We start from the raw sequence: 23,780 nt of genomic DNA, 5'->3' as shown, positions 1-23,780 counted from the left end.
GGTGAATCACGTTGGCACAAGCGGGAAATATTGTTGCAAATTTGCAATTAAAGGTTGACCAATTCAGACAAGGAATGCAAGATGCACAACAACAATTGACGAACTTTTCGACCACAACGACACGTGTTGCGTCGGCTGCTGCAATTGCTTTTGCGGGAATTACAACCGCAATTACAGGCGTTATCGGTGCGGCTACACACTTGGCGATTCAACAAGAAGAAGCAATGGCGAAAATGAAAGCAGCAACGGGTGCGACAAGTCATGAAATGGCGGAATTCAAAGAAATTGCCGACAACTTGTTCAAAAATGGTCGTGGAAATTACGAAGAAATTTATGCAACGTTGACTTCGGTCAAACAGGTTCTTGGTCAAACAGGTGACGAAGCAGCTTCAACAGCTGACAAAGCGTTGATAATGTCCAAAACATTCGGTTGGGATGTTACCGAATCAATCCGTGCAGCTTCAACGGCTTCGAACACATTCGGCGTGTCTTCGGCAGAATCGTTCGATATGTTCACAGCACTTGCACAACAAGCGGGTGATAAGTCGGGCGACCTTCTTGACACATTCAATGAATATGCACCGATCGTCAATCAAATGGGTCTTTCATTTGAAGACTTCGGTAATATCATGGCGAAAGGTATGGAAAAAGGGGCTTTCAACTTCGATAAAATCGGGGACGCTTTAAAAGAATTCAATATCCGTGCCCAAGACGGTTCAAAGACGACCGTTGAAGCATTCCAAGCGTTGGGATTCAATGCCGACCAAATGGGACAAAAGTTTGCTGCTGGCGGAGAAAAAGGAAAAGAAGCATTCAATCAAGTCTTGGCGGCACTTGCGAAAGTTGAAGACCCAATGAAGCGAAATCAAATCGGAGTTTCCCTTTTCGGTTCAATGTGGGAAGACTTGGGTTCGGAAGTCATTCTTTCGATGGGCCAAGCTGACGGTGCATTGAAGAATATTGAAGGTTCGGTTTCCCGTGCGGGTTCGGCACTTGATGAAACACTTGGACACAAAATCGAAAAAATCAAAAACGGTTTCCTATTGTGGGCGAAAGACTTGGGCGAACAATTCATGCCGAAGCTGAAGCAAATGGCTGATTTCTTCATTCAAAATATGCCCGCAATTCAAGCGGCACTCACTCCGCTTTTCACAACGTTGGGGAACATTCTTTTCGGAATTGTAAATGCGTTGATTCAAGTCGCAAGTTTCGTTGCACAAAACGCAACGGCGTTCAAGATTCTTGGTGCGGTAATTGCAGGCGTGGTTATTCCGCCAATGCTCGGATTCTTATTGAATGCAATCCGTGTAAAGACGCAAGCGTTGATTGGTCTTTTCACAAACACGTTCAAATTGATTGCGGCGAACTATGCGTTGGGAATGTCGTTCTTGGCGGCAAACCTTCCTTTGCTGCTTATAATTGCTGGTGTGATTGCGTTGATTGCCGTTATCGTTCTAATTGTCAAACATTGGGACGTTATCAAGGCTAAAACCATTGAAGTTTGGGAATCAATCAAAACGTATCTTGCGGCGGCTTGGGAATGGGTGAAGGCACAATTCCAGGCATTTATGACTTGGCTTTCAAATTTATGGTCAACCGTTTGGGGGGCAATTAGTGCGGCGGGTCAAGCGATTTGGAATGGAATTCAAGCTGCATTCTTTGCGGTTTGGAATGCAATGTGGAATTTCCTTGCAACAATTCTTGCCGTAATTTATGCCATTGTTGCGACCGCTTGGGAAGGAATCAAAGCCCTTGCGGAATTCGTTTGGGGCTATATTGGCGATTATGTCATTGCAATTTGGAACGGAATTAAAGCCGCTGCATTAGCAATTTGGAATGCGTTAAAAACGTATTTCACAACGGTCTTGAATTTCTATCAATCTATTTTCACGACAGTTTGGAACGCAATTTCTAGCGTCTTGACAACGGTTTGGAACGCAATCAAATCGGCGGCAATGGTTATTTGGGAAGCATTAAAATCCTATTTCATTACGGTCTTGAACGTTTACAAAATGATCTTCACGACCGTTTGGAATGCAATCAAAGCCGTTCTACTTCCGATTTGGAATGCGTTGAAGTCTTCTGCAATTTCAATCTTCAATGCTTTACAATCGGCATTGTCTTCAATCTTCAACACTATCAAATCAGTTGTCACAAGCGTTTGGAACGGAATCAAAGCTGTTCTAACTTCGATTTGGAATTCAATCCGTTCGGTTGCTTCAAATATTTGGTCTGGAATTTCTTCCGTGATTTCAAGCATGGTCAACGGCATTCGTTCAAAGATTTCAGACGCAGCAAATTTCATGCGGAATTCTTTTTCAGGTGCTATTAGTGCCGTGAAAGGATTCTTCGGCGGATTGTGGTCTTCAATCAGTCAATCGCTTCAAAATGTCGTTTCGGGTATCAAATCGAAAGTTATGCAAGCGAAAGAATGGTTGACCGAATTGAACCCGTTCAAGCGTCATTCACCTTCCCTTGTTGACAACGTTCTTGCGGGTACGAAAATTATTCGTCAAACCTATGAATCTTTAAGCGGAATGCAAATAGCACCACCTCAAATCGGAAACTTGTCGGCTGGACGAATCGACGTTGAAGAAGCATTCGGCGGCATTGGAAACGGCGGAAATGGCGGCGGCTCAACTTACAATGCACCGCTTGTTCAAGTCGAAAACATGAACGTCCGCAGTGACCAAGACGTCCGAAATGTATCCCGTGAATTGTTCAATTTGCAGCGTTCACACGATAGGGCGAAAGGGGGTCGATAAGAAATGAACGGATTCACATTTGACGGGAAACATTCTAGTGATTATTCGATAATCGTGAACAAAAAGAATGTTCCAATCACTCCGCCAATCGAAAACCGATTGCAGACAATTTCGGGGTTTGACGGGGCTTGGGATTACGGAATTTCCTATTCGCCCCGCCCTATTGAAATTGAATGCACTATGTTAGCTGATTCGATAGCAGATTTAAAATCAAAGATTCGTAATCTTGCAGCTTTGTTGAATCCAAGAAAAGGGGCGAAGTCACTTATCTTTGACGACGACCCAAACGTTCAATATTTTGCAAGATTATCAAATCAGATCCCGCTGGAACAATTGGGTGCAATGGGAACTTTCACGCTGCAATTCACCTGTCCCGACCCGTTCACGTATTCGAAAACCCCACAAGTTCGTGAAGGCGTAACTACAATTTATGCAACACACAACGGAACTCATATTGCTCGGCCGACTTTAACCGTCACACACAGCGGCGGGGCTGCTTCGATTTCGGTTGATTCAACGGGCGAAAGAATTGATTTCACGGACAATTCGCCTTTGGGAACTTACGTGATTGATTGCAAAGAAATGACAATCACGTTGGACGGTGCAGCGGGCTACAATTACGTGAATGGCGACTTCTTCGGATTCGTAAACGGTTCGAATGTCGTGCGGACAACGGGGGGAATCACTAACGTTCAAATCGTTTATTATGACACTTGGTTGTAATTAAATATTGTAAAATCCTTCGACGGTTGAATTGTAAAGCGAAGGATAATTCAGGCGGCTTCCTTCGGGAAGTCGTCTTTTTTGTTTATACGGACAATTGTGGGGGTGAACAAATTGGCAAATCAAAAAGCTATTTTCACAACACAAGCGGATTTCAAAACGCTTGACGTTGGAAGTTTGAAAGTCAATCCGTATTTATATTTTGACGGTGAAAACCTTCCGACCGACGTTTCACCAACACCGTCACAATACGGAAACACGATCGAATGGAAAAACGGAAGCCCTTCGCCTGTTGCGGGTGTTCGTGGAAAAGCTAATAAGTTCAACGGAAATGCGTTGGTTTGGCATAACTGGGTTAATCCAGCAATTTCAAAATTATCGCTTTCATTGTGGGTGAAGTTGCCTTCAAGCGATTTGACGGGTTGGAAAATCCTTGCGACAAATAGGGGTGATGGTTGGGGCGATTACGGTGTCCATTTAGCCGTTTACAACGGGCAATTGAACGCCCGACTATATGGTGACGGCGGAAGTTTGAACTTTTATTCAACTGACACGGGTCAAATTGGAAAGGCGCTTGCCGCCGATACTTGGTATCACATTTGTTTTCTTCATGACAAAAGTCTTGCAAACAACAACGTGAAAGTTTATGTGAACGGCGAATTGTGGATTCAATCACACTTCACTTTCCCGATTTCGGCAAAAGAACGTTCATTCACGGTCGGGGATATGCTGACAAGTGCGGGGGCGGGTCAATATCCATTCAACGGAACAATTGACGAAGTAATTTATATTATCAACAACGACGCTTGGGATACAACGAAAGCCCTTGATTATTACAACAAATTGAAGAACGGCGAATTCGTGGACTATTGGACGGTTGACGGTTCACTTCGTTTGTCCAAAGAAAATCTTTCGGGTCAATATCCGACTACGAATCCCGTTTCTTGGTATTCCCCAACGATTGATTTGGGCGGTCAAGGACAATTCGTTGATTTCGGATATATCGAAGCTGTTGGTCAACTTCCAAGTGCGGCGAAAACTTTGACGTTCTTCACCCGTTCAAGTTCCGACAATTTGACTTGGGAAGAATGGCGGCAAGTTGACGTTGACGGGAAAATCCTTTCAACGAATACAAGATACTTGCAAGTTCGGGTTGATTTCGCAACAACGGACGGATTATTGACCCCACAACTTGACGAAGTTCGTGTCATGGAAGACGTAATTCCCGAACCGATTCCAGACCTTCCAAACTCGTTGGTTCATGCTGACGACCCTTTGACTTTGTTTCTTGACCTTGAAACTGGCCTATCTTCGTTAGGCGTCGTCAAGAACGCTTACGATATCATTATCGAAGAACAAATCAACGGCGAAGATAAATTGACTTTTAAACTTCCGAAGAATGACAAAAAGCGTAAAGAAATCGGGGACGATAACCCCGTTGAAATGCTTGCGGTTATTGGTGAACGATATTATGTCGTGAAGGAAGTTATCGACCGGCGTGACGACGACGGAAAACTTTATTCTGAATTCATTTGTGAAGCACGTTGGACGGAACTTCGGGATTGGTATTGCGACACGATCGAAGTTGTTGAGGTTTCCGCAAAGACGGCACTAGACACAATTATGGCTTCGGTTTTCCGAGAAGAAGGCGACCCCGAATTCGATTGGACAATTGGGCGTGTCGATATCCAAAAGAAAAGAACACTTCGTTCCGAATGGTCGGACGTTCTTTCGCTGGTTCGTGAAGTGCAAAACACTTGGGGCGGCGAAATTCTTTTCGATACGAAAAATAAGGTGATTCACTTGTTGGAACAAATCGGGAATGATTCTGGCGTTCGTTTCTATTACAACAAGAACTTGAAGAATATTGAACGGACAATCGACACGTATGACCTTGTTACAAGAATCTATCCCGAAGGAAAAGGCGGTCTTGATATCACGACGGTCAACAATGGTGTTCCATATCTTGAAAATACGAAATGGGTCAACGGCTTAAAATTACGTCGGAAAATCATTCCGTATAAATGGAAAGATGAACGCTATACCGTCCCACAAAACTTGAAGGAAGACGCCCAAAAACTTCTTGACGAAATGTCAAAACCGAAAGTTGCTTACAAGATCTCGGTTCACGACCTTTCAACTTTATCGGGTCATGAACACGAAGCGTTTGAATTAGGCGATACAGTCACGGCGGTTGATTACGAATTGTTCGGTGAAGAAATAGTCAATCGGATTGTTCGCCGCAAGCAAGACGTCCGAAGACCCGAAAACACAGAAGTTGAATTGTCACAACCGATCAAAACGTTGGTCGATATTCAATCAAGGGCATTAGACGACCAAATCCAAACGTTGGTTGAATCTGACCCGTTATCAACAACGGACGTGCAGCAAATGACGGTCTTCAATCACTTGTTGAATTCACGTGCTGACGACGGACTTTCATCTTGGGTTCACACGGCAAACGGAACACAATTCGAACTTGCCAATGCTGGATTTTCGGGTTCATGGTCTTTCAAAGTTACACCCGACTATGGAAAGGACGCACAATTGACCCAAACGGTTGAAGGTGTTTCGCACCGTTCGACCTATACGATTTCGGCAGCGGTTGCGACAGAAGGACAAATCACAAAGGGCAGCTCGCAAGACGCATTCGTTGGAATCAAAGTTCTTGTCTATTATGAAGGGGAAACACTTCCCGAAGTTCATTATCTTGGAATTCCAGATATCACAACAAATGAAGGGGGTGTTTGATTTGGTTGATACAAGTTCTTTCACCGTAATTGCGAAGAAAATCGAACTCGATTCTTCGAAAAAAGTTTCGTATATGCAAGTTGTCGTTGAAACGAAGGATTGCGGAAAGGCGGCGGGTTCAACCGATTCAACAACCCCCGCCGTTTATTTTACGGATATCATGTTGCAAGGCGGAACGGTTGCAACGTCTTGGGTCGGTCATGTATCTGAAATTCGATGGTCGTTTGATAACGCATGACGCTTCCTAATCTTGACGATTGGATTCGATTTCACGGCACGTTCAAAGCCGACCCGAACAAAAAGGTCGTGGTGGTCGAATTCCAGGTCGAAGCAAAAGACGCCGTTTCTTCCACGAATGGCGTTGACCGTGTACCAATCTATTTCACGGATATTCAGTTTCAAGCGGGAAACACTTTGTCGGGCTGGATTCCGAACACAAAGGAAATGCTTGACCGACTAACTTGGACACATGACGAATGGCAGCAAGTCGCTTCGCCTTATAGATTCGAAGGTTCGCAGCCGCAAACCTATCAAAACGTTGAAATCCGTTGGTTCAATATTGTCGGTCGTGGTCACAGAACAATTGTTATTCCGAACTATTTTCCCGAAGATTGGGACGTTCCAATTCTACCAACGGGAATTGATTTAACGATATATCCGAAAGACGATTTTGATCTTCTTCGTATTTCAACAAGTGATGGCGTGGTCTTGCCCGAAGAAGAACAACTTTACAAGAAAGAAGGTGGAATCTATCAAGAAATTAAATCGAAATATGAAGAAGTGACCGACCCGAACTATTCGGGAAGTCTTGAACGGAAGGAACAAGAAATATCAAATTGGGAAAATATCATTCAACCATTGCTTGACAATCACCCGCTTCACACCCGATACACACGGGAATTTTGGGTGGACGGTGCAGCAGCAGGAACAGAAATAAAAGTTCATGCAACAACACGGACGGCTACCGTAAACGGAAGCGAAGTCAAGATCGTTGGTGAACATGAAATTGATGTGAACGGTTTGCATATAAAAATCGACCGAAAGAAATTCATGCTTGCCCCGCAAGGTTCGGCAACAATTCGGATTGAATTTTACAAGCAAGTTGAAAAGACTATTGTAACTTATGACCAAGATTCAAACGGAAACTATTACAAGGTTAAGAAATCGTTCAATTATTTAGAAGACGTCGGAATCGGTTATTACGGAACGGCTGGATTCTATCAATGGACGTATGGAAAATCAAGAATCTGACAAAGGGGTGAAAGGGAATGGCGAAAGACAATAGGCGTGTTATTACTTGGACGCATATCGAATCCAATCCGAACTATCGAAATTCTATCGAAAAGTTCAATCACAAAATCTATTCAATCGGAATCCATGAATTCGGCGTCCGTTCCAGCGGGAAAATCTATGAATATAATTCGGACAAAGACTATTTTGACGCAAGCGGAAATCATACGGGGGTTCGTTTTCCCGTGTTAATCGAAGAAGATATCTTAAATTATCAATCTATCAAATGGTATCTTCAAATGATTCTTTTCGGTTGGTCAACGGTCAAACCCGTTCTTGATAATAACGTTACCAACGCCGAAGGTCGTCTTCCCCAAGACCAATTTGTATATGAACTGAATAAGATTCTTGACCTATACCAAACAAGCCGAAGTTCGGGAACACCGTTGAATTTAACGGGGGTTGAAATGGACGTCGAAGCGTCAATGACTGACGACCCCTACACGAACGGGGCTGACGCCAAATATATTCGTTTCTTGGAGAAAATCAAAAACGAAGTGATTATTCCCCGTCAAATGAAAATGCGTATAAATGCACATGCAATGTGGGGCGAGAATGTTCCGTATTATTATCGTTTTCACAACTATAAATTGTTTGCAGCTTCGACCGACAAAAACGGTAATGCAACGATCGACGAAATCCAGCTTATGACCTATGACTATTCTTGGAACGGGTCTTCGGCTGGTGCTTCAACCCCGATTTGGTGGTTCAAAAATGTAGCTACTTGGTGCGTTGAATGCTTCGACCCGACAAAGAATCCGAATGCAAAATTAACGATTGATAATCTTTATTTTGGGGCGGCTGGATACGGACACCGTTGGGGAATGTACGACCAAGAAGTTGTGAAAAGCGGTTCAAATATCACGTATCACCAATTGTTGGGCTGGCAAAACGGTCAATATCGTCACTATCACACGGAAACAGACGCAAACGGTCAAACCGTGTATGTTTATCACAATCAACCGTATTTGTTTCAAGTGTCATTCCAAGACGACGAATCAAAGAACGAAATTTTATATCCGCACGTTTATGATATGTTCGTTCCAAAATATGCTAAGGTCAAAGAACAAGACGGCGGAAACAAAACGGCTGTTGTCGGAACTTTTAACCGAAACGATTATGCAGCTTCATATTTCAAACAACAAATCCCAATTTGGACGAATGTTCGGTCTATCGCAAATATTCCTTCAAGCGTATCGGGAAAGGCGTTTGCCGTGAAGCCCGCACCCGCTGACCATACTTTAAAAACGAATAATCCCGAAGATTATCCTTTGTTGCGAAAATACGACCCGAACTTGAATCCCGACGACGTGAACTTTCAACACTTGGTCAAAACGGTTGACGGCGTTGATAAGGTCTTTGTCGGATATTACACGCTTGACCGTCTTTATTATCCAAATGCTGATTTGACGGCTTGTGTACTTGAAAACGAACCAGAAGGTCGAATCAACTACACCGTAAACGTTCCAAGTGCGGGAAATTATCGTGTAATTGCGTTGACAAACTTTTCTTGGTACACGCAAGCAAAACTTGGTGGATATATCAACGGACAGCAATTCACGGTTGGCGGTGACACAATCCCCGAATGGTATCCGTTTTTCTTGAAGGGATCACATTGGTTCGATTGCGGTGCATTTTCGTTGAATGCTGGTGCAAACACAATTTCAGTTTTCGGCGAATTATCGGACGAATGGACACCGATTTATGGATTCGTTGTTTGTGACGGATTCAATCAAAATTTTTCGGGCGGTGAATTAACATTTTCAACAAATATTCAACCAATGACAGGGAAAGACGGAAATCCCGCAACAATACCAGCAAACTTCGCACTTGCTGCCAAAATGCTTCGACGTGACGCAAGACCCGCTATTCTTTGGGACGACGAATTCCGAACTTACGGTGAAGGAACAGTTATTTCAGTAACGTCGTATTACCGTCTAGTTCAACAAGGATATCGTATTGAAGGCGGCGGGACAAATATAGGGAAAAACGAGTTGGGGAATGACGTTTGTTATTCCGACCCGACTAATATTGGTTATTCACAAGGAAAATGGACGCAAAAAGATTATCGGCTGCATTTTGATTCGAAGGAAAATTCGGCAAGTTCGGGGCAAATTGTCTTGTCAAAACAATGGACGGTGAACTTATCTATTGAAGCCGATATTGAAATTGTTTCGGGTGCACAAGCGGGAATTCGTTTCTATGCACAATCACAAGGAACGGTTGCCGACGGATATGTGTTCCGTGTCGATATGAAACGGGGCGTCCGTGAACTTGTCTTCGAAGATTACGCAACGGGAACTTCAAAAGTTGTTGCGTCACAACCAATCGGGAATGTCGGATACGGAACGGAAACGACTTTCAAAGCGTTGCTTCACAATGGCGTTGGTCAATTCTTTGTTGGCGACGTTCAAGCGTTTGTTGCTGGCGACAATAACCAAGTCACACACGACGGTTCGGTTAATACGGCAACGGGAGAAGTCACCTTGATAAGACGAAGCGGTGCGGTTGGTATTTATGCGAACAATTCCGATATCTATTGTTCACACCTGGGAATCGGAACAACTGATCGTTGGGAAACGCTTGAAAAGTTCGAAGTTATTGTTGACGGCTCGACAAGGGAATTCGGCCGAATTAATCGAACCGGCTATTCTTACGACGAATTCGGTTATCTGATTTATTCGGGATTGAATGAGAAATCAATCCGTGATTCAACGCAATATCCGTTTGAAGAAGACGCAACGGCGGTTTCACTAGACTATGAAGTTACTGTTTTCGATTGGGCGTCTTGGCAAGGACGGAAAGACGTCAAAATCAAATTGCGTGACGCTGGTGTTTGGTTCGGCGAACTTCTTATCGGCGATAAAGAAGGAATGTCCGTGATTTGGGCGGGCGACGCTTGGTCGTTCCTTGACGCTATGAACATGGCGGTAAATGATTACGGTGCAAAAGGAATCGGTCTTTGGGCAATGGGTCAAGAAGACCCGAAAGTTTGGGAATTAGTTCCCGACGTCGTAGCGAAAAAATAACGGGGGTGTTAAATATGGATTTGTTTGGAGGTGGAACACTTGTTGCCGAAGCTGCAAAGCAAGGTCTTTGGGCGATTCTATACGTCACACTATTCATATACGTGTTGACGGAAAGCAAGCGGCGTGAAAATCGTCTTCGTGACGATTACAACGAATTACGGAATGAATCACGTGAACGTGAAAACAAGTTGACGGATTTCATTCACGATATATCTAAGCAATTCGAAAGGCTTGCACGTGGCGTTGAACGCTTGACGTTGGACGTTGATGAAATTAAAGACGAATTGCGAATGAGGAAAGAAATCAAAGAAGAAGAAAAGGGGGAATAATCATGTTCGAATTAGCGATTATCGTTGCGGTGATTACTGGCGTTGGTCAAGTAGTAAAACAATTTGTTCCAGCGAAATTCATGCCGATCGTTTCAATCGTTCTTGGTCTTGCCGCAGGTCTTGGATTCCTTGACGCTTCCCTAAAAGAACAAATTTTCATTGGTCTTGCAATGGGTCTTGCTGCAAGCGGTCTTTTCGACCTTGCTACACTTCCGTCTAAAAAGTAATGTATGCGTCCGTCTATGACGGGCGTCTACATGTTTACATATTGACATTCGTGGTATATAATTTAAGGTAAAAGGCAAATTTGACTTGGAATGTTTTATTGAAGGGATTGAATTATATGACGAAGAAACCATTTTCTATACGTGTTGAACCATATGTTATCAACCGATATAAAGCCCTTTCAACGGTATTAAATATTGACGGTGCGAAATTATTAGCTGATTTAATTAACGATAAAGAACAGGAATTAACTAAGGAACAACGTGAAGCTTATGACGCATTGTTGAAGTTGTGGAAAGAAGACTAATTTTATAGTTGATGAAGCACATGGAACGGAGTAAAGGCGGACTTCCCTATTGGGTTGTCCGTCTTTTTTTTGTTTTTGAAATAGAACATTTGTTCCAATTAGATATTACCAAACCTTCTTCTGATTGTAAATATTTTTGTTGCGGTGTCACGTTTCGGGGATTGTGAACCACAAGTTACATTGTCAAACAACCGAAATGGAAGAAGTAACGAATCAAACGGGGGTTCACTCTTATTTGTGGACGTAGCCCCGTTATTTGTGACGTCTTCCTTCTATAAAAAGGGGGAAATTCGAATGGAATTGTTCGCAAAGATGGACGTCAAAGCGATTCAAGACGGACTTATTACGAAGGTCGGCGGTGTAAAGCATTTTTCCGTTCTTGCTGCAATTGCTTCGTTTGCCAATTCAAAAGGCGAAGCGTTCCCAAGTCAAGACAAAATCGCCGAAATGGTCGGGTACTCACGCAAAACGGTAAATCAATACGTCGGGGATCTTCGGGAAACAAAAATTGACGGTGAACCAATTCTTATTGTAAAGACGGAAATCACACCGAAAGGACGTCGAAACAAATATATCCTTTCGTCAAAATCGGGATTTTGGTTCGGGCATGTAACGAATTCGAATGGCAATGTAACGGCTTCGGGAAACGGGGTTGTAACCGAATCGGGAAAACGGGTTGTAACGAACGGGTTACAAGAACAAGAACCATATGAACTAAAACCATATGAACAAGAACCAAAAGAACAAGATATTATCTTCGATAATGCAAAAGACGTTCTTCAATATTTCAGACAACAATACTTCAACAAATATAAAGTGACCTATCAACCAAATTGGGGTCGTGACCAAGTAATGATTAAAAACAAATTGTTGGCGAATTTCACAGATTCAGATATTAAAGCTGTCATTGACATTGTTATTGAAGAATACGACAAGCGTTGGGCGAAACCGCAATTTCCACGTCCGACAATTGGTCAACTTTGTTCTTGGCTGCCGAATGAAGCGTTGGCAATAATCGTCCAAAGAAATGCGGAAGCGGCACGAATTGAACAAGAATCCAAGCGTTATGAAATGGATGACGAAGATTTCGAAAAATTATTAAACGAAATTTAATTCGTGCGTCACATTGTTGGAAATCCAAACCACAAGTGAAGTTGTAAGAACAAATCAAATGGCGAAAGCCGAAGGGGGAACTTTTTGTGAAAGAACTTTTAATGTTAGTTATCGGAATAGAAATGGTCGAGAAAATGGAAGAAGCTCAAATCATGGAACGTTTTGAACGGGCGAAAACAATCGAAGAAAAAACGGCGGTTGTTCGTGAAACTGAAAAGTTTGTTTTCGAAATTGCAAATGACGTTTTCAAGCCTGACGAAATGATTGGCGTTGACGGTGTTGAAGCAAAGGAAGAATTTATTCAAGGATTAATCGCTCACAATTACGGATTCTTTGGTCTTGAAAATCCATTTAAAAACGGAACAACTTTCGAAGAAGTCAAAATCCGAAACGGTTACGGCGTTCAAGAAGAATTCTTCATTTAAGCTGCAACAATGAATTAATAAGGGGGTTCGCAATATGACGTTTGAAAAATCGTGCTTGCTTGCACCGTTTTGTTCGAAGGCGGGGAACGAAAGGTTTTGCAACGCCCTTTGTTTCCCGCATACAAGATTGCACGGGGAAAACGGTGACGGCGGTCTTCTTGCCGTCGCCAATATCCCGACAAAATATCGTACTTCAACGATTGAAAATCTTCCGTTCCAGGCGGAGAATCCAAAAGCATTTGCAATCGTTCAGAAATTCGGGAAGAACGTCGTTCAAAAGGTTGACGACGGCGTTGGTCTTTATTTGTTTGGTCTTCCGTCGGCCGAGAATCCGAAAGGAACGGGAACGGGAAAAACAACGGCAGCAACGGCAATTATGATCGAATATCTTCGTCAAAGAACTATGCTGGAAGCGAAAAAGCAACGTCCAATCGACGAAACGCCTGCATTCTTCATGAAAATGGCGAAGTTTCAAAATATCTTCAATTCGCAATTTCGGGGTTCAAAAGACGTGACCGAAGCGAATGCCGACAAATATCAAGCGTTGAAACGGAAAATGATGAAATGCGACCTATTGGTCTTGGACGATATCGGGCTTCGGGGGACAACCGAATCGTTACAAAACGAAATCTATGAAATTATCGACGACCGTGACACATACGAACGCTGCACAATCTTCACTTCAAATGTTCCACTTGACCAAATTTCAGAACTTTTAAGTGAACAAATTGCTTCACGAATCGAAGGAATGTGTCACGCAATTCCGTTCGGCGGGAAAGACAACCGAAAGAAATCTTTGTAATTTCCGAAGGGGGTTCACTTCATGATTGAAGAACAAATTATTTCGAAAATGTTGGACGAAAACAACGTTCATTCCGTGTTGAAGTTCAACGTTCGTGCGGACGATTTCGAACGGAACGGGGAAGTGTTCGATTTTGTCGTTGACTATCGGAAGAAGTTTGGTTCGTGTCCCGACGTGGAAACGGTTGTCGCTGAATTTCCCGATTTCGAATATATGGAAGCCGTTCACGAACCATTCAAAGGGCTTGCGACAAGATTGAAACAAGCAGCTGCAAAACGCCGTGCGTTCGAATTGATTGCAACGAAAGCCCGAACAAAGTTCAAAGAAGTTGGGAATAAAGGGGATGAATTTGTTTCTTGGATAAAGAAAGAGTTCGATAAGATTGAACGGGACACTTCGACCGACTTTTCACAAGGCGTTGACTTTGCAACCAACGGTCAAGAACGTAAACAAAGATATATTGATTCGAAGGAAAAGCATTCGGAACAATACGTTGATTTGCCTTACGGCGGATTACAAGCGGAAATCGGTGACTATTTGCTGATTATGGCTTACACGAATAGGGGGAAATCTTGGATTTCTTCGGATATTGGGCTTCACGCTTGGAAGCGGCAAGGAAAAAACATTCTTTACTATTCGCCGGAATTATCCCAAAAGCAGCAGCAAAGCCGATTTGAAACGCTGGACGCTCACTTCAATAATTCACAATTACGTCGTGGGGCTTTGGACAATGAAGAAGAATATTTCCGTTATCTTGAACAATTCGATTTGACGGAAGAAGAAAAGCCGAAATTGCTAATCAAGACAATGGAAGATTTGCCGAAGGGATTATCGCTTGACGTGCTTGAAGCAGACCTTGAACAAAATCCCGATACGGACGTCGTGGTCATTGACGGTTTCAACCTTATGAACCACGGACGCACCAACGATCGGAATTCCATGACAACAACGTCAAGAAGACTTCGCCAATTGTTCGCCCGTCATAACGTTCTTGGAATCGTTACGCACCAAGTAAACACAGCAGCAGAAAAAGAAAACAAAGAACTGGACGAAGAAACGGGTGCAAGAATCGTCAAAGCACCGCCAATCGAAGCATATTCCGAAAGTATTGCTTTAATTCAAGACCCCGCAATGATATTGACATTTGACCAACACGACGGGATTGGACAATTACTTGTCGCAAAAGCACGTGAACCAATCGTTGGGAAGACAATCGACCTTCATTGCAATTTCAATCTTGGATTCATTGAAGAACCGCAATTGACCGATTTGTTCTAATTCACATTTTTAGTTATGAAATAAAAGAACAATATATTAGGGGCAATTTTGCGGCTTGGGTAAACAAGATTACAAAGGGGGAAGTAAACATGAAAACAAACAATAAATATTGGGATTTGCCGTTCGAAGAAATTGAAGTTCACGTGATTGAACAATTAATGCTATTCCGTCATGCCTGGGGCGAAAAGCGATTTTCCGACGCTGCCAAACACGAAAGGGAATTATCCTTGCTTATGGACGCATTAGCAGTAGGTGAAAGGGGCGGAAATGAATGACGGTTCGAATTCGTGGAATGGAATTGCCCGTTGATATAAAAGCCGAAATTGAAGATTTCGATTGGGAACAACCAAATTGGAAAGGCGACCGCTTGATTGCGTGTTCGCCGTTTCGTGATGAAAAACACCCGTCCTTTGCGGTCAATCTTGAAAACGGAACATTCATTGATTCGGGTAATGATGACGAAGAATGGCGGAAGGGAAACTTCGTGAAATTATTGTCATGGTTTCGCCGTGAATCGTATGAAGAAACCGAAGAATATTTGATTTCGCTTTATTCACCGCAGTTCGGCGACCTTGATAAATTGGAACTTCCGTCAATAGACGATTGGGTCGAAGAAGACCGCAACACAAAGATTTTTGATCGTGCTGAATTGAAGCCGTATTTGTTCAAGCACCCGTATTTGGAACGGCGGGGAATTCCGTTCAAAGTTCAACGGGCGTTTGACGTCGGCTATGACCCGAAGACAAAATCAGTCGTCCTTGTTTGGCATGATATTAAAGGAAATATCGTTTCATGGAAGCACCGTAACGTTCACAACAAGTTGTTTTGGTACGTGAAGGGTGGTCAACCGATTCGAAATCATTTATACGGAATTCATTGGGTCGTTCGGAAGGGCTGCAAACGGGTTTGGATTGTTGAATCTGAAATCGACGCCTTGACGTTGTGGGCGAAAGGAATTCCAGCAATTGCGATTGGTACTTCGTATTTGTCGCACGCAAAACGTGATTTGATTTTGAAAGTTGGAATTGAAGAATTGGTCATTGCGACCGATAACGATAAGGACGGAAGGAAAGCAAATAAATCAATCGTCAAGGGTGTTGCTGGTTTGGTTCATTTGGAAGAAGTCAATTGGCGAAATTCATTATACAAGGATATTAACGAAGCACGTGATGAAATAGAACAATTGAATATAAATGCTGTCAATGTGTTCGGTTGGGAATAATTGTCGAATCTTCCCGACCGATTTTTATTATCGCAAAAAGAATTAAACGTAAACCTGTTTACAAGTTTACGTTTTCGTCGTATAATTAAATCGTAAATTAGCACTCTCCCTATTAGAGTGCTAGTCCATTCTTCATAAATATCTTGTAAACATGTAAACAAAATTACATACGAACACGAAGCAAGTTTTCAAGCATTTCCTAAGTAGCACCATTCCAAGCAGTATCTTTCAAATTATCTTTCGCTGGCGTCAATGCTTCGACGACGCCCAACGGAATCCCTAGCAAGTAAGTGTGTTCTTTGACAAACGGATAACCCGTGATTGGCGATTGTGAAAGTTACGAACGCTCTTTTCGGAATCTGCTTTTAGCCGTGACTTTCCAATTGGAAGGTTGCGGCTTTTTTTGTTTTTAAAAATTGATCGCCGCAGCTTGTATTCGTGTACGGTTCAAACCGAACATACGTTCCTTGGGGTAGGTCTGTATTTTTTTATCTTCAACGTAAACAAGTTTACAAGATTACACGTTTTTAAAAGTTTCTGTTAAGTTTTTTGATTTTTTTCTTTATCACACTTCAACGCAATTTTTCAAAACTTTTTTTCCTCGGCGTCACAAACGCCAATTTCCGAACCACAAGTTCGGTTGAAATTCAAAAATTCAAATTTTCGAAAGGTGGAATCTTCATGAAAAAAGCAAATCAAACTCTTTGGGTAAATGTTGAAGGATTAGCGGTTGCATACGCAAAACAAACAAACGCATTCGCAAAACAAGATATCCTTGCCGAAGTATTCGAAGCAATGAAGAAGTATATCCGTAAATGTGCGAACAATGCAGTTCGCAAAGCTGAAAACTATGGAATCCAAATCCCACGTGAAGATTTTGAATCACGCTTTATGCAATATCTATGGGAAGCGCTTGAAGCATTCCAAATTAACGGCGGTTCAACCTTCAAAAACATAGTTCTTCGTCGCTTCCAATTTGCTGAAGCTCACACTTGGCGTCAATACAAAACAAAAGGTAATGAAAACGACAAAGACGGTGTTTCATACGCTTCTGCTCGTTGGGATTCACTAGACCGTAAAATCGGCGGTGATTCCGAAGAAGACAAAACGCTTGCCGAAGTAGTTCTTGGCGAAACAAAGTCGGCCGAAGCTGAATTTCTTGGTCAACGTGAAGAAATGGAAATCATTGACCAATTCGCCCAAGTAAACGAAAGATATGCAAATGTCATTCGCTTCATGGCGTTAGGTTATGATGGCGACGCACTTGCGATTGCAACGGGCGAAGCTGATTCCAACAACGCAAAAATGCGGAAATTGATTCAACGCTCAAAAGAAGCATTTGCAAAATTCATGGCTGAAAGAATGTCCCGTTAATTCGGGCTTTTTTTTATAAAAAATTTTTCTCATGCGTCACATTTTGTTGCTAATGAACCACAAGTCACGGTGTCGATATGATTCGACCGAAAAAATTCCAAAAGGGGGCTTGATACAATGTCAATCATTATGGGTCGTGGCGACGAAGCAAAAAAGGCTATTGAAGGCGGCGGCAGCAACAAACTTGATTTGAAAAAAGCGTTCATTCGGTTAAAAGCCGGTCAAAGCCGCAAAGTTCGCATTCTCACAAAATTTGATTATGTCGCTTATAAAGCTCACGGTCATTATGCAAAAGGCGTTTACACTCAACCTTGTATCAAAGTTGCTGGTGAACGTTGCCTAATGTGTGAAGCTGCCAATTATAACGGCGATCTTGTTGAAAAAGACAAGGACGGAAAAAGCGAATGGAATCAAATGTATGCAAAGAAGCGTGTTCTTTTTGCCTTCGTTGACCTTGAAGAAGATATGATTCGGGTCTTTGACGCAACAAAGGCACAAGCCGACGGTCTTATCGCAACAATTGATGAATACGCCGACGAACTTGATTCGATTGCATTCACGTTCAAGCGGGTTGGTGAAAAGAACGAAACTTCTTATACGCTTTCCCCAATCATGCCGAAGAAAATGGCGGAAGTTCAAGAAGTGTTCGACAAATATGAGGACGTGACCGTTCCAGACAAATTATTCGAAGAAGCACTTCAAGCCCGCACAACCGAACAACAAGCGAAAGAATTGCAGCAAGCGGGATTCCCCGTCAAAGACGTCTTTGGAATTGACGTGAAGGTGAATGCAAACGACGCTGATTCCGACGAAGACGACGGTGAACCAATTGAAGAAAACGAAGACCCAACAAAAGATTTCTAATTTAACGGGGCGGCGTAAAGCCGTCCTTCGCTAAAAGGGGGAAACATTGTGAAATCTATCTTGAATTTGTTCGGAATGTTATTGGCGATCGCCTTTGTATTATTCGTAATTGGAATAATTGTTTCATTAGCCTGGAACGTAACCATGCCGTTCATTTTCGGACTTCCTAAATTGGCAATCGGTCACGGAATCGCCTTGTTTGTTCTAATGCGGATTTTGTTCGTTGTTAGATATCACGACAAAAAAGAATAAAAAAATTTTGCCCGCCCGTCACAAGGCGGGTTTTTTGTTCCACAAATCACGGTGTAAAACGAATGAAAGCGGGGGTTGATATATGAATCAACAAGAATTCGATTTTGGTTGGGACGAACTTGCGGAAAACGCAAAGGCAAAGGAATCAAAAGCGAAGGAAGCCGTGAAGAAGGCACAAAAGAAAAAACGGGCAGCAAAGCAAATGACCCGTGAAGAAATGCTTGCGAAATGGAAGGAAATCTTGAACAATCCGAAAAATTCGGCGAAAGACCAACAACGGCTTGAAGAAACTTTCGAAGCATGGAAAGCCGAAAAGATTTTCCCACAAACGCCGAAGTTGTCAAAGGCCGAAGCACTTCGAATGTATGCCCGACTTGCCGAAATGCAGCGGGAAGAAAAACTTCAAAAAATGGTCGAAGAAACGCCCGACAATTATCACTTGATTCAAACCGAAGAACAACTTGATTGGATTTGCGAACTATGGGACGAAGAAGAACTTGTTGGTCTTGATACGGAAACCGACGGTCTTGATATTGTTTACGGCACTAAAAAAATGGTTGGTATATCCTTATCATTCCCGAATGCAAATCAACACGTTTATATTCCAGTTCGGCACAAGGAAGGAAGGCAGCTTTCACCCAAAAACGTTATGGATCGTTTGAAGCCGTATTTGTCCAATAAGCATAAACGGAAAGTTCTTCATAATGCGAAATTCGACGCTCACGTTTTCGCTATGGAAGGGGTTCGGCTTCGTGGAATTCACATGGACACAATGATTGCAATGTGGGTCTTGAACGAGAACGAATCGACTTACAAGCTGAAAGACCTTGCAAATAAATATGCGAAATTCATGGGCGTAAAGCCGGAAAACGATACTTTCGGAACTTTATTCGGGAATGCAACCTTTGACAATGTTCCGTTGGATATTGCCCTTGTTTATGCAGCAAAGGACACGGATTTGACCGTCAAGTTCTACAAATTTATAGAATCACAATTCAATCGAAAGGGATTGAAAAAGATTCGTGATTTGTATTACGAACTTGAAAATCCATTGCTGGAAATTTGCGTTGATATGGAAGAAGCAGGATTCCTATTGAACGAACAATCCAAAATTGACAAAGTTCGTGAAGAACTTCATGCCGAAGAAAAACGGCTTCATGAAGAACTAATCAATCACTTCGGCGATATAAACTTCAATTCGCCGCAACAACTTCAAGGCGTTTTATATGACAAGTTGAAATATCCCGACGTTTCGGGAAAAAGGTCAACCGACAAAGACACTTTGAAAAAGTTGGCCGAACAATATGACGACGTTCAACTCTTGTTGGATTATCGAAAAGTTTCGAAGTTGTTATCTTCATTCATTGAAAAACTTCCCGAACTTGTTAAATCAACGGGTCGTGTTTATGGACAATTCATGCAAAACGCAACGAAGACGGGGCGATTCGCTTCGAAAGAACCAAACCTTCAACAATTGCCGCCGTCCGCAAGGATTTTGTTCAAAGCACCCGACGGATTCATAATCATTGGTTCGGACTTTTCACAAATCGAACCCCGTGTTCTTGCTCACATAACGGGGGACGAAGAACTTCGAAAACCTTACAAAGAAGGATATGACCTTTATTCAACACTTGCGTCAAAGACCTTCAAGAAGCCAATCGAAGAATGCGGTGACGGTTCGAAATGGCGGAAAATGATGAAGGTCGGATTGTTGGCGGTTATGTACGGAACTTCAATGTTCACATTAGCAAAGCAATTGGAAATTTCCGTTGAAGAAGCAGAACAATTTATCCACGACTTCTATGAAGCATATCCGAAGGTTGGCGAATGGATTGCGTCAATTCACCAATGTGTAAAAGAAAATGAATACGTTGAAACACTTTACGGACGCAAACGTCGCTTCCCGAACCACAAACAATATGCGGAAGTTTATGACGAACTTGCAGCGGAAATTTGTCGCCGTCTTGGAACGAAAAAACTTCCTACAAATATATGGGACAACAAATATAAAGACGTTCTTCCTTACGATCTGAAACGTCGATTCCAAAACGTCAAAGGAAAGGTTGAACGTGTACGTCGTCAAGCCGTCAATGCAATCATCCAAGGAAGTGCGGCGGATATCATGAAGCGGGCTATGTTACGCCTTGCGGCGGTTTGCAAGAAATATGAGGGTTGGAAGATTCTTGGAACGGTTCATGACGAAGCACTTCTTGAAGTTCCAGCAACAATCACGAAAGAACAAGTTGCTGACATCGAAGAAGCAATGACGGGGGCAACAAATCTTGAAGTTCCTTTAAAAGTTGACGTTGCCTTCATGCACGAATGGGGCAACGAAATCAAAAAATCTGAATGGTTTGCGGCGGCTTAATTGTCGCCCTTCCTATTCAACGAAGGGGGGGCATAAATGAATAAATCCAAATTATTTATCGCTAGGGGTGACGAACTTCACCAAGAAGTAACGGGTCACGATAGGGGCGAAGAATTAACGACGGCAATGTTAAATCATTTCGAAAGATTTCATTCGTTATCTGAAATCTATGACCGTGATATTGAAGAAGCGGTTCTTGAACAAGAATTGAATAACATTCGAAATCCAAAACAATTAAACTTCGAAAGCGGTCTTGTAACATTTTCGCCGTCTTCGGCTTCGAAGTGTGAACGTGAATTGTTCTATAAGGCAACAAGGGCGGAAAAAGACGAACAACCAATGTTCCCGTATCAAAGGCGTTGGGTTCGAAACGGTTCGGCGGTTCATGCAGCCGTCCAAAAGGATTTGTTGCTTGCCGAAGTTCACTTGAAAACTCCGGCATTCACCGTTGAGAAAATGCCCGACGGTTCGGCAGCCTGGGAACACAATTTGAAGGACGTAAAACAATTCGATCATAACGGAACTAGATTCCAAGTCTTCGGTATGATGGACGGAATCTTACGATATAAAGACGAGTCACGGGTTGGATTCGAATTCAAGACGAAATCAACCACAATCGGGGCGGTCGGCAATTACAAAATGAAAGACGCCCAAGACGGGCACAAGCAACAAGCAATCGCCTATTCGCTATTGTTTGGAATTGATGAATTTCTATTTGTCTATGAATCACTTGCAAAAGACGGTTGGAACAAGGGGACGGAAGCAAAACAAGATATTCGTTGTTTCTATTTCCGACCTACCGAAAGTCAAAAGCAAGATTTGCTTGATAAATTTGCCCGTGTTGCGGACAAAGTGAAAGGCGGTGTTCTTCCTTCGCCCGAATATGACAAGTGTTTGTTTTGCCCGTTCAAAGAAATTTGCGAAAAGGACGGAAGTCTATGATTTACGTCTTGGGGCTTGATGTTTCTATGAACTCGACGGGGTGGGCGGTGCTTTCCATAGCGGAAGGCGTCGTTCAATACGTTGATTCGGGCATTATCAAAGCAAACACAAAACTATCACACGGGCGAAGACTTCGAAAGCAGCGGGAAGAATTTCGAAAAATAATGAAGAAATATCCGATTTCCTTTGTCGCAAGGGAAGCGGGATTTTCTCGGCATACAAAATCGACGCAAACCTTGTTCAAGGCTTACGGCGTCACCGAAGAATTTTTTGCTGAAAACGACCTTGTAGAATACGCCGCTTCCACAATTAAAAAAGTAGTCACGGGAAATGGTAAAGCGTCGAAGGAAGACATCGAAGATTCCATTCGGGAAACTTTGAATCTTCCTAACTATAAATTTGCTTCGGACGACGAATCCGACGCAATTGGCGTTGCACTTACCTTGATCGAAAAATTGAAACTTTCAAAGGGGGTTTGATACTATGGCACTTGTTCATTTAGACGCAGGACACGGCGGAAAGGATAGCGGGGCAGTCGGTAACGGATTACGTGAAAAAGATATCACGCTTGCTTTGACAAAACGTGTTGGCGATATCCTTACAAATGATTACGGGGTAACGGTTAAATATACAAGAACAACCGACGTCTTTTATGAATTGTCCGAACGTGCTAATATGGCAAACCATGAAGGTGCAAAGTTCTTCTTGTCAATTCACGTAAATGCTGGCGGCGGAACTGGCTATGAAGACTATATTTGGGACGGTTGTGCGACCGGCGGGGCAACCGATAAATCAAGACAAAAAATTCACAATGCCGTTGTTCCTGTATTAAAGAAATATGGAATTAAAGACAGGGGCATGAAAAAGGCGAACTATGCCGTTCTTCGTGAAACTACAATGCAAGCTGCACTTGTTGAAACCTTATTCATTGATTCGGCAAGCGACGCAGCTCACTTGAAAAACGATGCATTCCTTGAAGATATCGCACAAGCATATGCGAAGGGGGTTGCTGATATCGTCGGGGCAAAAAAGTAATTAGCCCCGCACCGCAACCAACGACCGAAAATCACGACGGACACACCGCAATTATCGGAAAAATGCAAGTGACCAACGTTGACCAAATGGTTGCTTTCGTAAAAGCGAAGAATCCAAACGCAAAAGAAATCGAAAAGATTGCAAAAGCCTTCGTTGATTACGGTCAAAAATACGGTGTTCGGGGCGATATTGCGTTTTGTCAATCAATCCTTGAAACGGGTTGGTTCAAGTTCGAAGGTTCGTCCGTTTCGCCTGACCAACACAATTATTGTGGAATGGGTGCGGTTGGAAACGGGGCGAAAGGAAATTCATTTGCAACGGTTGAAGATGGTGTAAAAGCACAAATTCAACACTTGTTTGCGTATGGCTGCAAAGATAATCTTCCAAGCGGTGAAGCGATCATTGACCCACGCTTCAAATACGTGACACGTGGAATTGCACCGCATTTTGAAGACCTTGACAACCGTTGGGCTATGCGAAGTAATTACGGAAGGGATATTTTGAACATTTTCAAATCGCTTGCAGCTTCATCAATTCCGAAAAAAGAATTGTTTGTTGTTCAGGTCGGTGCTTTCAGTAAAAAGGAAAATGCCGAAGCGTTGGCAGCAAAGGCGAAAGCAGCGGGATTTGACGTTATTATTAAAACTCAATAATGGTTGACGACAAAGGCGGGAATCGAAAAGATT

22 protein-coding genes and 2 pseudogenes are annotated in these 23,780 nt (G+C 42.8%); all 24 read left to right on the top strand.

Annotation, left to right across the window (positions count from 1 at the left end; all coding sequences use genetic code 11):
- Positions 1 to 11 precede the first annotated feature (11 nt).
- Positions 12 to 2,765, top strand: coding sequence for a phage tail tape measure protein (locus AC3ANV_RS20905; protein ID WP_488310587.1), 2,754 nt, complete (start codon positions 12 to 14; stop codon positions 2,763 to 2,765).
- A gap of 3 nt (positions 2,766 to 2,768) precedes the next feature.
- Positions 2,769 to 3,488 carry a distal tail protein Dit gene (locus tag AC3ANV_RS20900; protein WP_488310586.1) on the top strand — a complete coding sequence of 240 codons (720 nt, stop codon included), beginning with the start codon at positions 2,769 to 2,771 and terminating at the stop codon, positions 3,486 to 3,488.
- A gap of 81 nt (positions 3,489 to 3,569) precedes the next feature.
- The gene (locus AC3ANV_RS20895) at positions 3,570 to 6,239 is read left to right on the top strand and encodes a phage tail spike protein (RefSeq protein ID WP_488310585.1); all 2,670 of its coding nucleotides are present in this window, start codon (positions 3,570 to 3,572) and stop codon (positions 6,237 to 6,239) included.
- 1 nt (position 6,240) lies between these two features.
- Entirely contained in the window at positions 6,241 to 6,477 is a 237-nt protein-coding gene (locus AC3ANV_RS20890) for a hypothetical protein (RefSeq protein WP_488310584.1), read from the top strand.
- On the top strand, positions 6,474 to 7,490 hold the full coding sequence (locus AC3ANV_RS20885; protein WP_488310583.1) for a hypothetical protein: 1,017 nt from the start codon (positions 6,474 to 6,476) through the stop codon (positions 7,488 to 7,490). The genes AC3ANV_RS20890 and AC3ANV_RS20885 overlap by 4 nt, the downstream gene beginning before the upstream one ends.
- A gap of 17 nt (positions 7,491 to 7,507) precedes the next feature.
- On the top strand, positions 7,508 to 10,558 hold the full coding sequence (locus AC3ANV_RS20880) for a glycoside hydrolase family 18 protein (protein WP_488310582.1): 3,051 nt from the start codon (positions 7,508 to 7,510) through the stop codon (positions 10,556 to 10,558).
- A gap of 14 nt (positions 10,559 to 10,572) precedes the next feature.
- The gene (locus tag AC3ANV_RS20875; protein ID WP_488310581.1) at positions 10,573 to 10,887 is read left to right on the top strand and encodes a BhlA/UviB family holin-like peptide; all 315 of its coding nucleotides are present in this window, start codon (positions 10,573 to 10,575) and stop codon (positions 10,885 to 10,887) included.
- Between the two features lie 2 nt (positions 10,888 to 10,889).
- On the top strand, positions 10,890 to 11,114 hold the full coding sequence (locus AC3ANV_RS20870; RefSeq protein ID WP_488310580.1) for a hypothetical protein: 225 nt from the start codon (positions 10,890 to 10,892) through the stop codon (positions 11,112 to 11,114).
- A gap of 116 nt (positions 11,115 to 11,230) precedes the next feature.
- Positions 11,231 to 11,419 carry a hypothetical protein gene (locus AC3ANV_RS20865; RefSeq protein WP_488310579.1) on the top strand — a complete coding sequence of 63 codons (189 nt, stop codon included), beginning with the start codon at positions 11,231 to 11,233 and terminating at the stop codon, positions 11,417 to 11,419.
- Positions 11,420 to 11,713: 294 nt separating this feature from the next.
- Positions 11,714 to 12,532, top strand: coding sequence for a helix-turn-helix domain-containing protein (locus AC3ANV_RS20860; protein WP_488310578.1), 819 nt, complete (start codon positions 11,714 to 11,716; stop codon positions 12,530 to 12,532).
- 86 nt (positions 12,533 to 12,618) lie between these two features.
- Positions 12,619 to 12,957 carry a hypothetical protein gene (locus AC3ANV_RS20855; protein ID WP_488310577.1) on the top strand — a complete coding sequence of 113 codons (339 nt, stop codon included), beginning with the start codon at positions 12,619 to 12,621 and terminating at the stop codon, positions 12,955 to 12,957.
- 34 nt (positions 12,958 to 12,991) lie between these two features.
- Positions 12,992 to 13,759 carry an ATP-binding protein gene (locus AC3ANV_RS20850; protein WP_488310576.1) on the top strand — a complete coding sequence of 256 codons (768 nt, stop codon included), beginning with the start codon at positions 12,992 to 12,994 and terminating at the stop codon, positions 13,757 to 13,759.
- 21 nt (positions 13,760 to 13,780) lie between these two features.
- Entirely contained in the window at positions 13,781 to 15,037 is a 1,257-nt protein-coding gene (locus AC3ANV_RS20845; protein ID WP_488310575.1) for a DnaB-like helicase C-terminal domain-containing protein, read from the top strand.
- Between the two features lie 89 nt (positions 15,038 to 15,126).
- Entirely contained in the window at positions 15,127 to 15,312 is a 186-nt protein-coding gene (locus tag AC3ANV_RS20840; protein ID WP_488310574.1) for a hypothetical protein, read from the top strand.
- On the top strand, positions 15,309 to 16,259 hold the full coding sequence (locus tag AC3ANV_RS20835) for a toprim domain-containing protein (protein ID WP_488310573.1): 951 nt from the start codon (positions 15,309 to 15,311) through the stop codon (positions 16,257 to 16,259). The genes AC3ANV_RS20840 and AC3ANV_RS20835 overlap by 4 nt, the downstream gene beginning before the upstream one ends.
- Positions 16,260 to 16,940: 681 nt before the next feature.
- A complete protein-coding gene (bacL2, locus tag AC3ANV_RS20830; RefSeq protein WP_488310572.1) occupies positions 16,941 to 17,633 on the top strand; it encodes a BacL2 family protein in 693 nt (230 codons plus the stop codon).
- 117 nt (positions 17,634 to 17,750) lie between these two features.
- Positions 17,751 to 18,497, top strand: a complete 747-nt coding sequence (locus tag AC3ANV_RS20825; RefSeq protein WP_488310571.1) for a hypothetical protein — start codon at positions 17,751 to 17,753, stop codon at positions 18,495 to 18,497.
- Between the two features lie 48 nt (positions 18,498 to 18,545).
- On the top strand, positions 18,546 to 18,749 hold the full coding sequence (locus AC3ANV_RS20820; protein ID WP_488310570.1) for a hypothetical protein: 204 nt from the start codon (positions 18,546 to 18,548) through the stop codon (positions 18,747 to 18,749).
- Between the two features lie 82 nt (positions 18,750 to 18,831).
- Positions 18,832 to 21,117, top strand: coding sequence for a DNA polymerase (locus tag AC3ANV_RS20815; RefSeq protein ID WP_488310569.1), 2,286 nt, complete (start codon positions 18,832 to 18,834; stop codon positions 21,115 to 21,117).
- Positions 21,118 to 21,153: 36 nt separating this feature from the next.
- Entirely contained in the window at positions 21,154 to 22,059 is a 906-nt protein-coding gene (locus AC3ANV_RS20810; RefSeq protein WP_488310568.1) for a PD-(D/E)XK nuclease family protein, read from the top strand.
- Positions 22,056 to 22,538 (top strand): crossover junction endodeoxyribonuclease RuvC, encoded by a 483-nt coding sequence (locus AC3ANV_RS20805; protein ID WP_488310567.1) that lies wholly within the window; start codon positions 22,056 to 22,058, stop codon positions 22,536 to 22,538. Before AC3ANV_RS20810 ends, AC3ANV_RS20805 begins: the two co-directional genes overlap by 4 nt.
- A gap of 4 nt (positions 22,539 to 22,542) precedes the next feature.
- Complete coding sequence (locus AC3ANV_RS20800; RefSeq protein ID WP_488310566.1) at positions 22,543 to 23,094, top strand: N-acetylmuramoyl-L-alanine amidase family protein; 552 nt, start codon at positions 22,543 to 22,545, stop codon at positions 23,092 to 23,094.
- Positions 23,095 to 23,156: 62 nt separating this feature from the next.
- A pseudogene (locus tag AC3ANV_RS20795) lies at positions 23,157 to 23,552 on the top strand (glucosaminidase domain-containing protein); the annotation flags it as partial.
- A 78-nt stretch (positions 23,553 to 23,630) separates the two neighbouring features.
- Positions 23,631 to 23,747: pseudogene (locus AC3ANV_RS20790) on the top strand (SPOR domain-containing protein); the annotation flags it as partial.
- Between the last annotated feature and the right edge of the window lie 33 nt (positions 23,748 to 23,780).

The sequence above is a fragment of the Neobacillus sp. DFD-2R genome (assembly GCF_057747865.1).
This window is presented reverse-complemented; position numbering and strand designations above follow the sequence as displayed.

Excerpts from the sequence above, each read along its gene's own strand:
- AC3ANV_RS20840 (WP_488310574.1), top strand. The coding sequence starts at position 15,127 with ATGAAAACAAACAATAAATATTGGGATTTGCCGTTCGAAGAAATTGAA.
- AC3ANV_RS20835 (WP_488310573.1), top strand. The coding sequence starts at position 15,309 with ATGACGGTTCGAATTCGTGGAATGGAATTGCCCGTTGATATAAAAGCC.
- AC3ANV_RS20870 (WP_488310580.1), top strand. The coding sequence starts at position 10,890 with ATGTTCGAATTAGCGATTATCGTTGCGGTGATTACTGGCGTTGGTCAA.
- AC3ANV_RS20810 (WP_488310568.1), top strand. The coding sequence starts at position 21,154 with ATGAATAAATCCAAATTATTTATCGCTAGGGGTGACGAACTTCACCAA.
- AC3ANV_RS20880 (WP_488310582.1), top strand. The coding sequence starts at position 7,508 with ATGGCGAAAGACAATAGGCGTGTTATTACTTGGACGCATATCGAATCC.
- AC3ANV_RS20860 (WP_488310578.1), top strand. The coding sequence starts at position 11,714 with ATGGAATTGTTCGCAAAGATGGACGTCAAAGCGATTCAAGACGGACTT.
- AC3ANV_RS20885 (WP_488310583.1), top strand. The coding sequence starts at position 6,474 with ATGACGCTTCCTAATCTTGACGATTGGATTCGATTTCACGGCACGTTC.
- AC3ANV_RS20850 (WP_488310576.1), top strand. The coding sequence starts at position 12,992 with ATGACGTTTGAAAAATCGTGCTTGCTTGCACCGTTTTGTTCGAAGGCG.
- bacL2 (WP_488310572.1), top strand. The coding sequence starts at position 16,941 with ATGAAAAAAGCAAATCAAACTCTTTGGGTAAATGTTGAAGGATTAGCG.
- AC3ANV_RS20805 (WP_488310567.1), top strand. The coding sequence starts at position 22,056 with ATGATTTACGTCTTGGGGCTTGATGTTTCTATGAACTCGACGGGGTGG.
- AC3ANV_RS20865 (WP_488310579.1), top strand. The coding sequence starts at position 11,231 with ATGACGAAGAAACCATTTTCTATACGTGTTGAACCATATGTTATCAAC.
- AC3ANV_RS20815 (WP_488310569.1), top strand. The coding sequence starts at position 18,832 with ATGAATCAACAAGAATTCGATTTTGGTTGGGACGAACTTGCGGAAAAC.
- AC3ANV_RS20845 (WP_488310575.1), top strand. The coding sequence starts at position 13,781 with ATGATTGAAGAACAAATTATTTCGAAAATGTTGGACGAAAACAACGTT.
- AC3ANV_RS20800 (WP_488310566.1), top strand. The coding sequence starts at position 22,543 with ATGGCACTTGTTCATTTAGACGCAGGACACGGCGGAAAGGATAGCGGG.
- AC3ANV_RS20900 (WP_488310586.1), top strand. The coding sequence starts at position 2,769 with ATGAACGGATTCACATTTGACGGGAAACATTCTAGTGATTATTCGATA.
- AC3ANV_RS20825 (WP_488310571.1), top strand. The coding sequence starts at position 17,751 with ATGTCAATCATTATGGGTCGTGGCGACGAAGCAAAAAAGGCTATTGAA.
- AC3ANV_RS20875 (WP_488310581.1), top strand. The coding sequence starts at position 10,573 with ATGGATTTGTTTGGAGGTGGAACACTTGTTGCCGAAGCTGCAAAGCAA.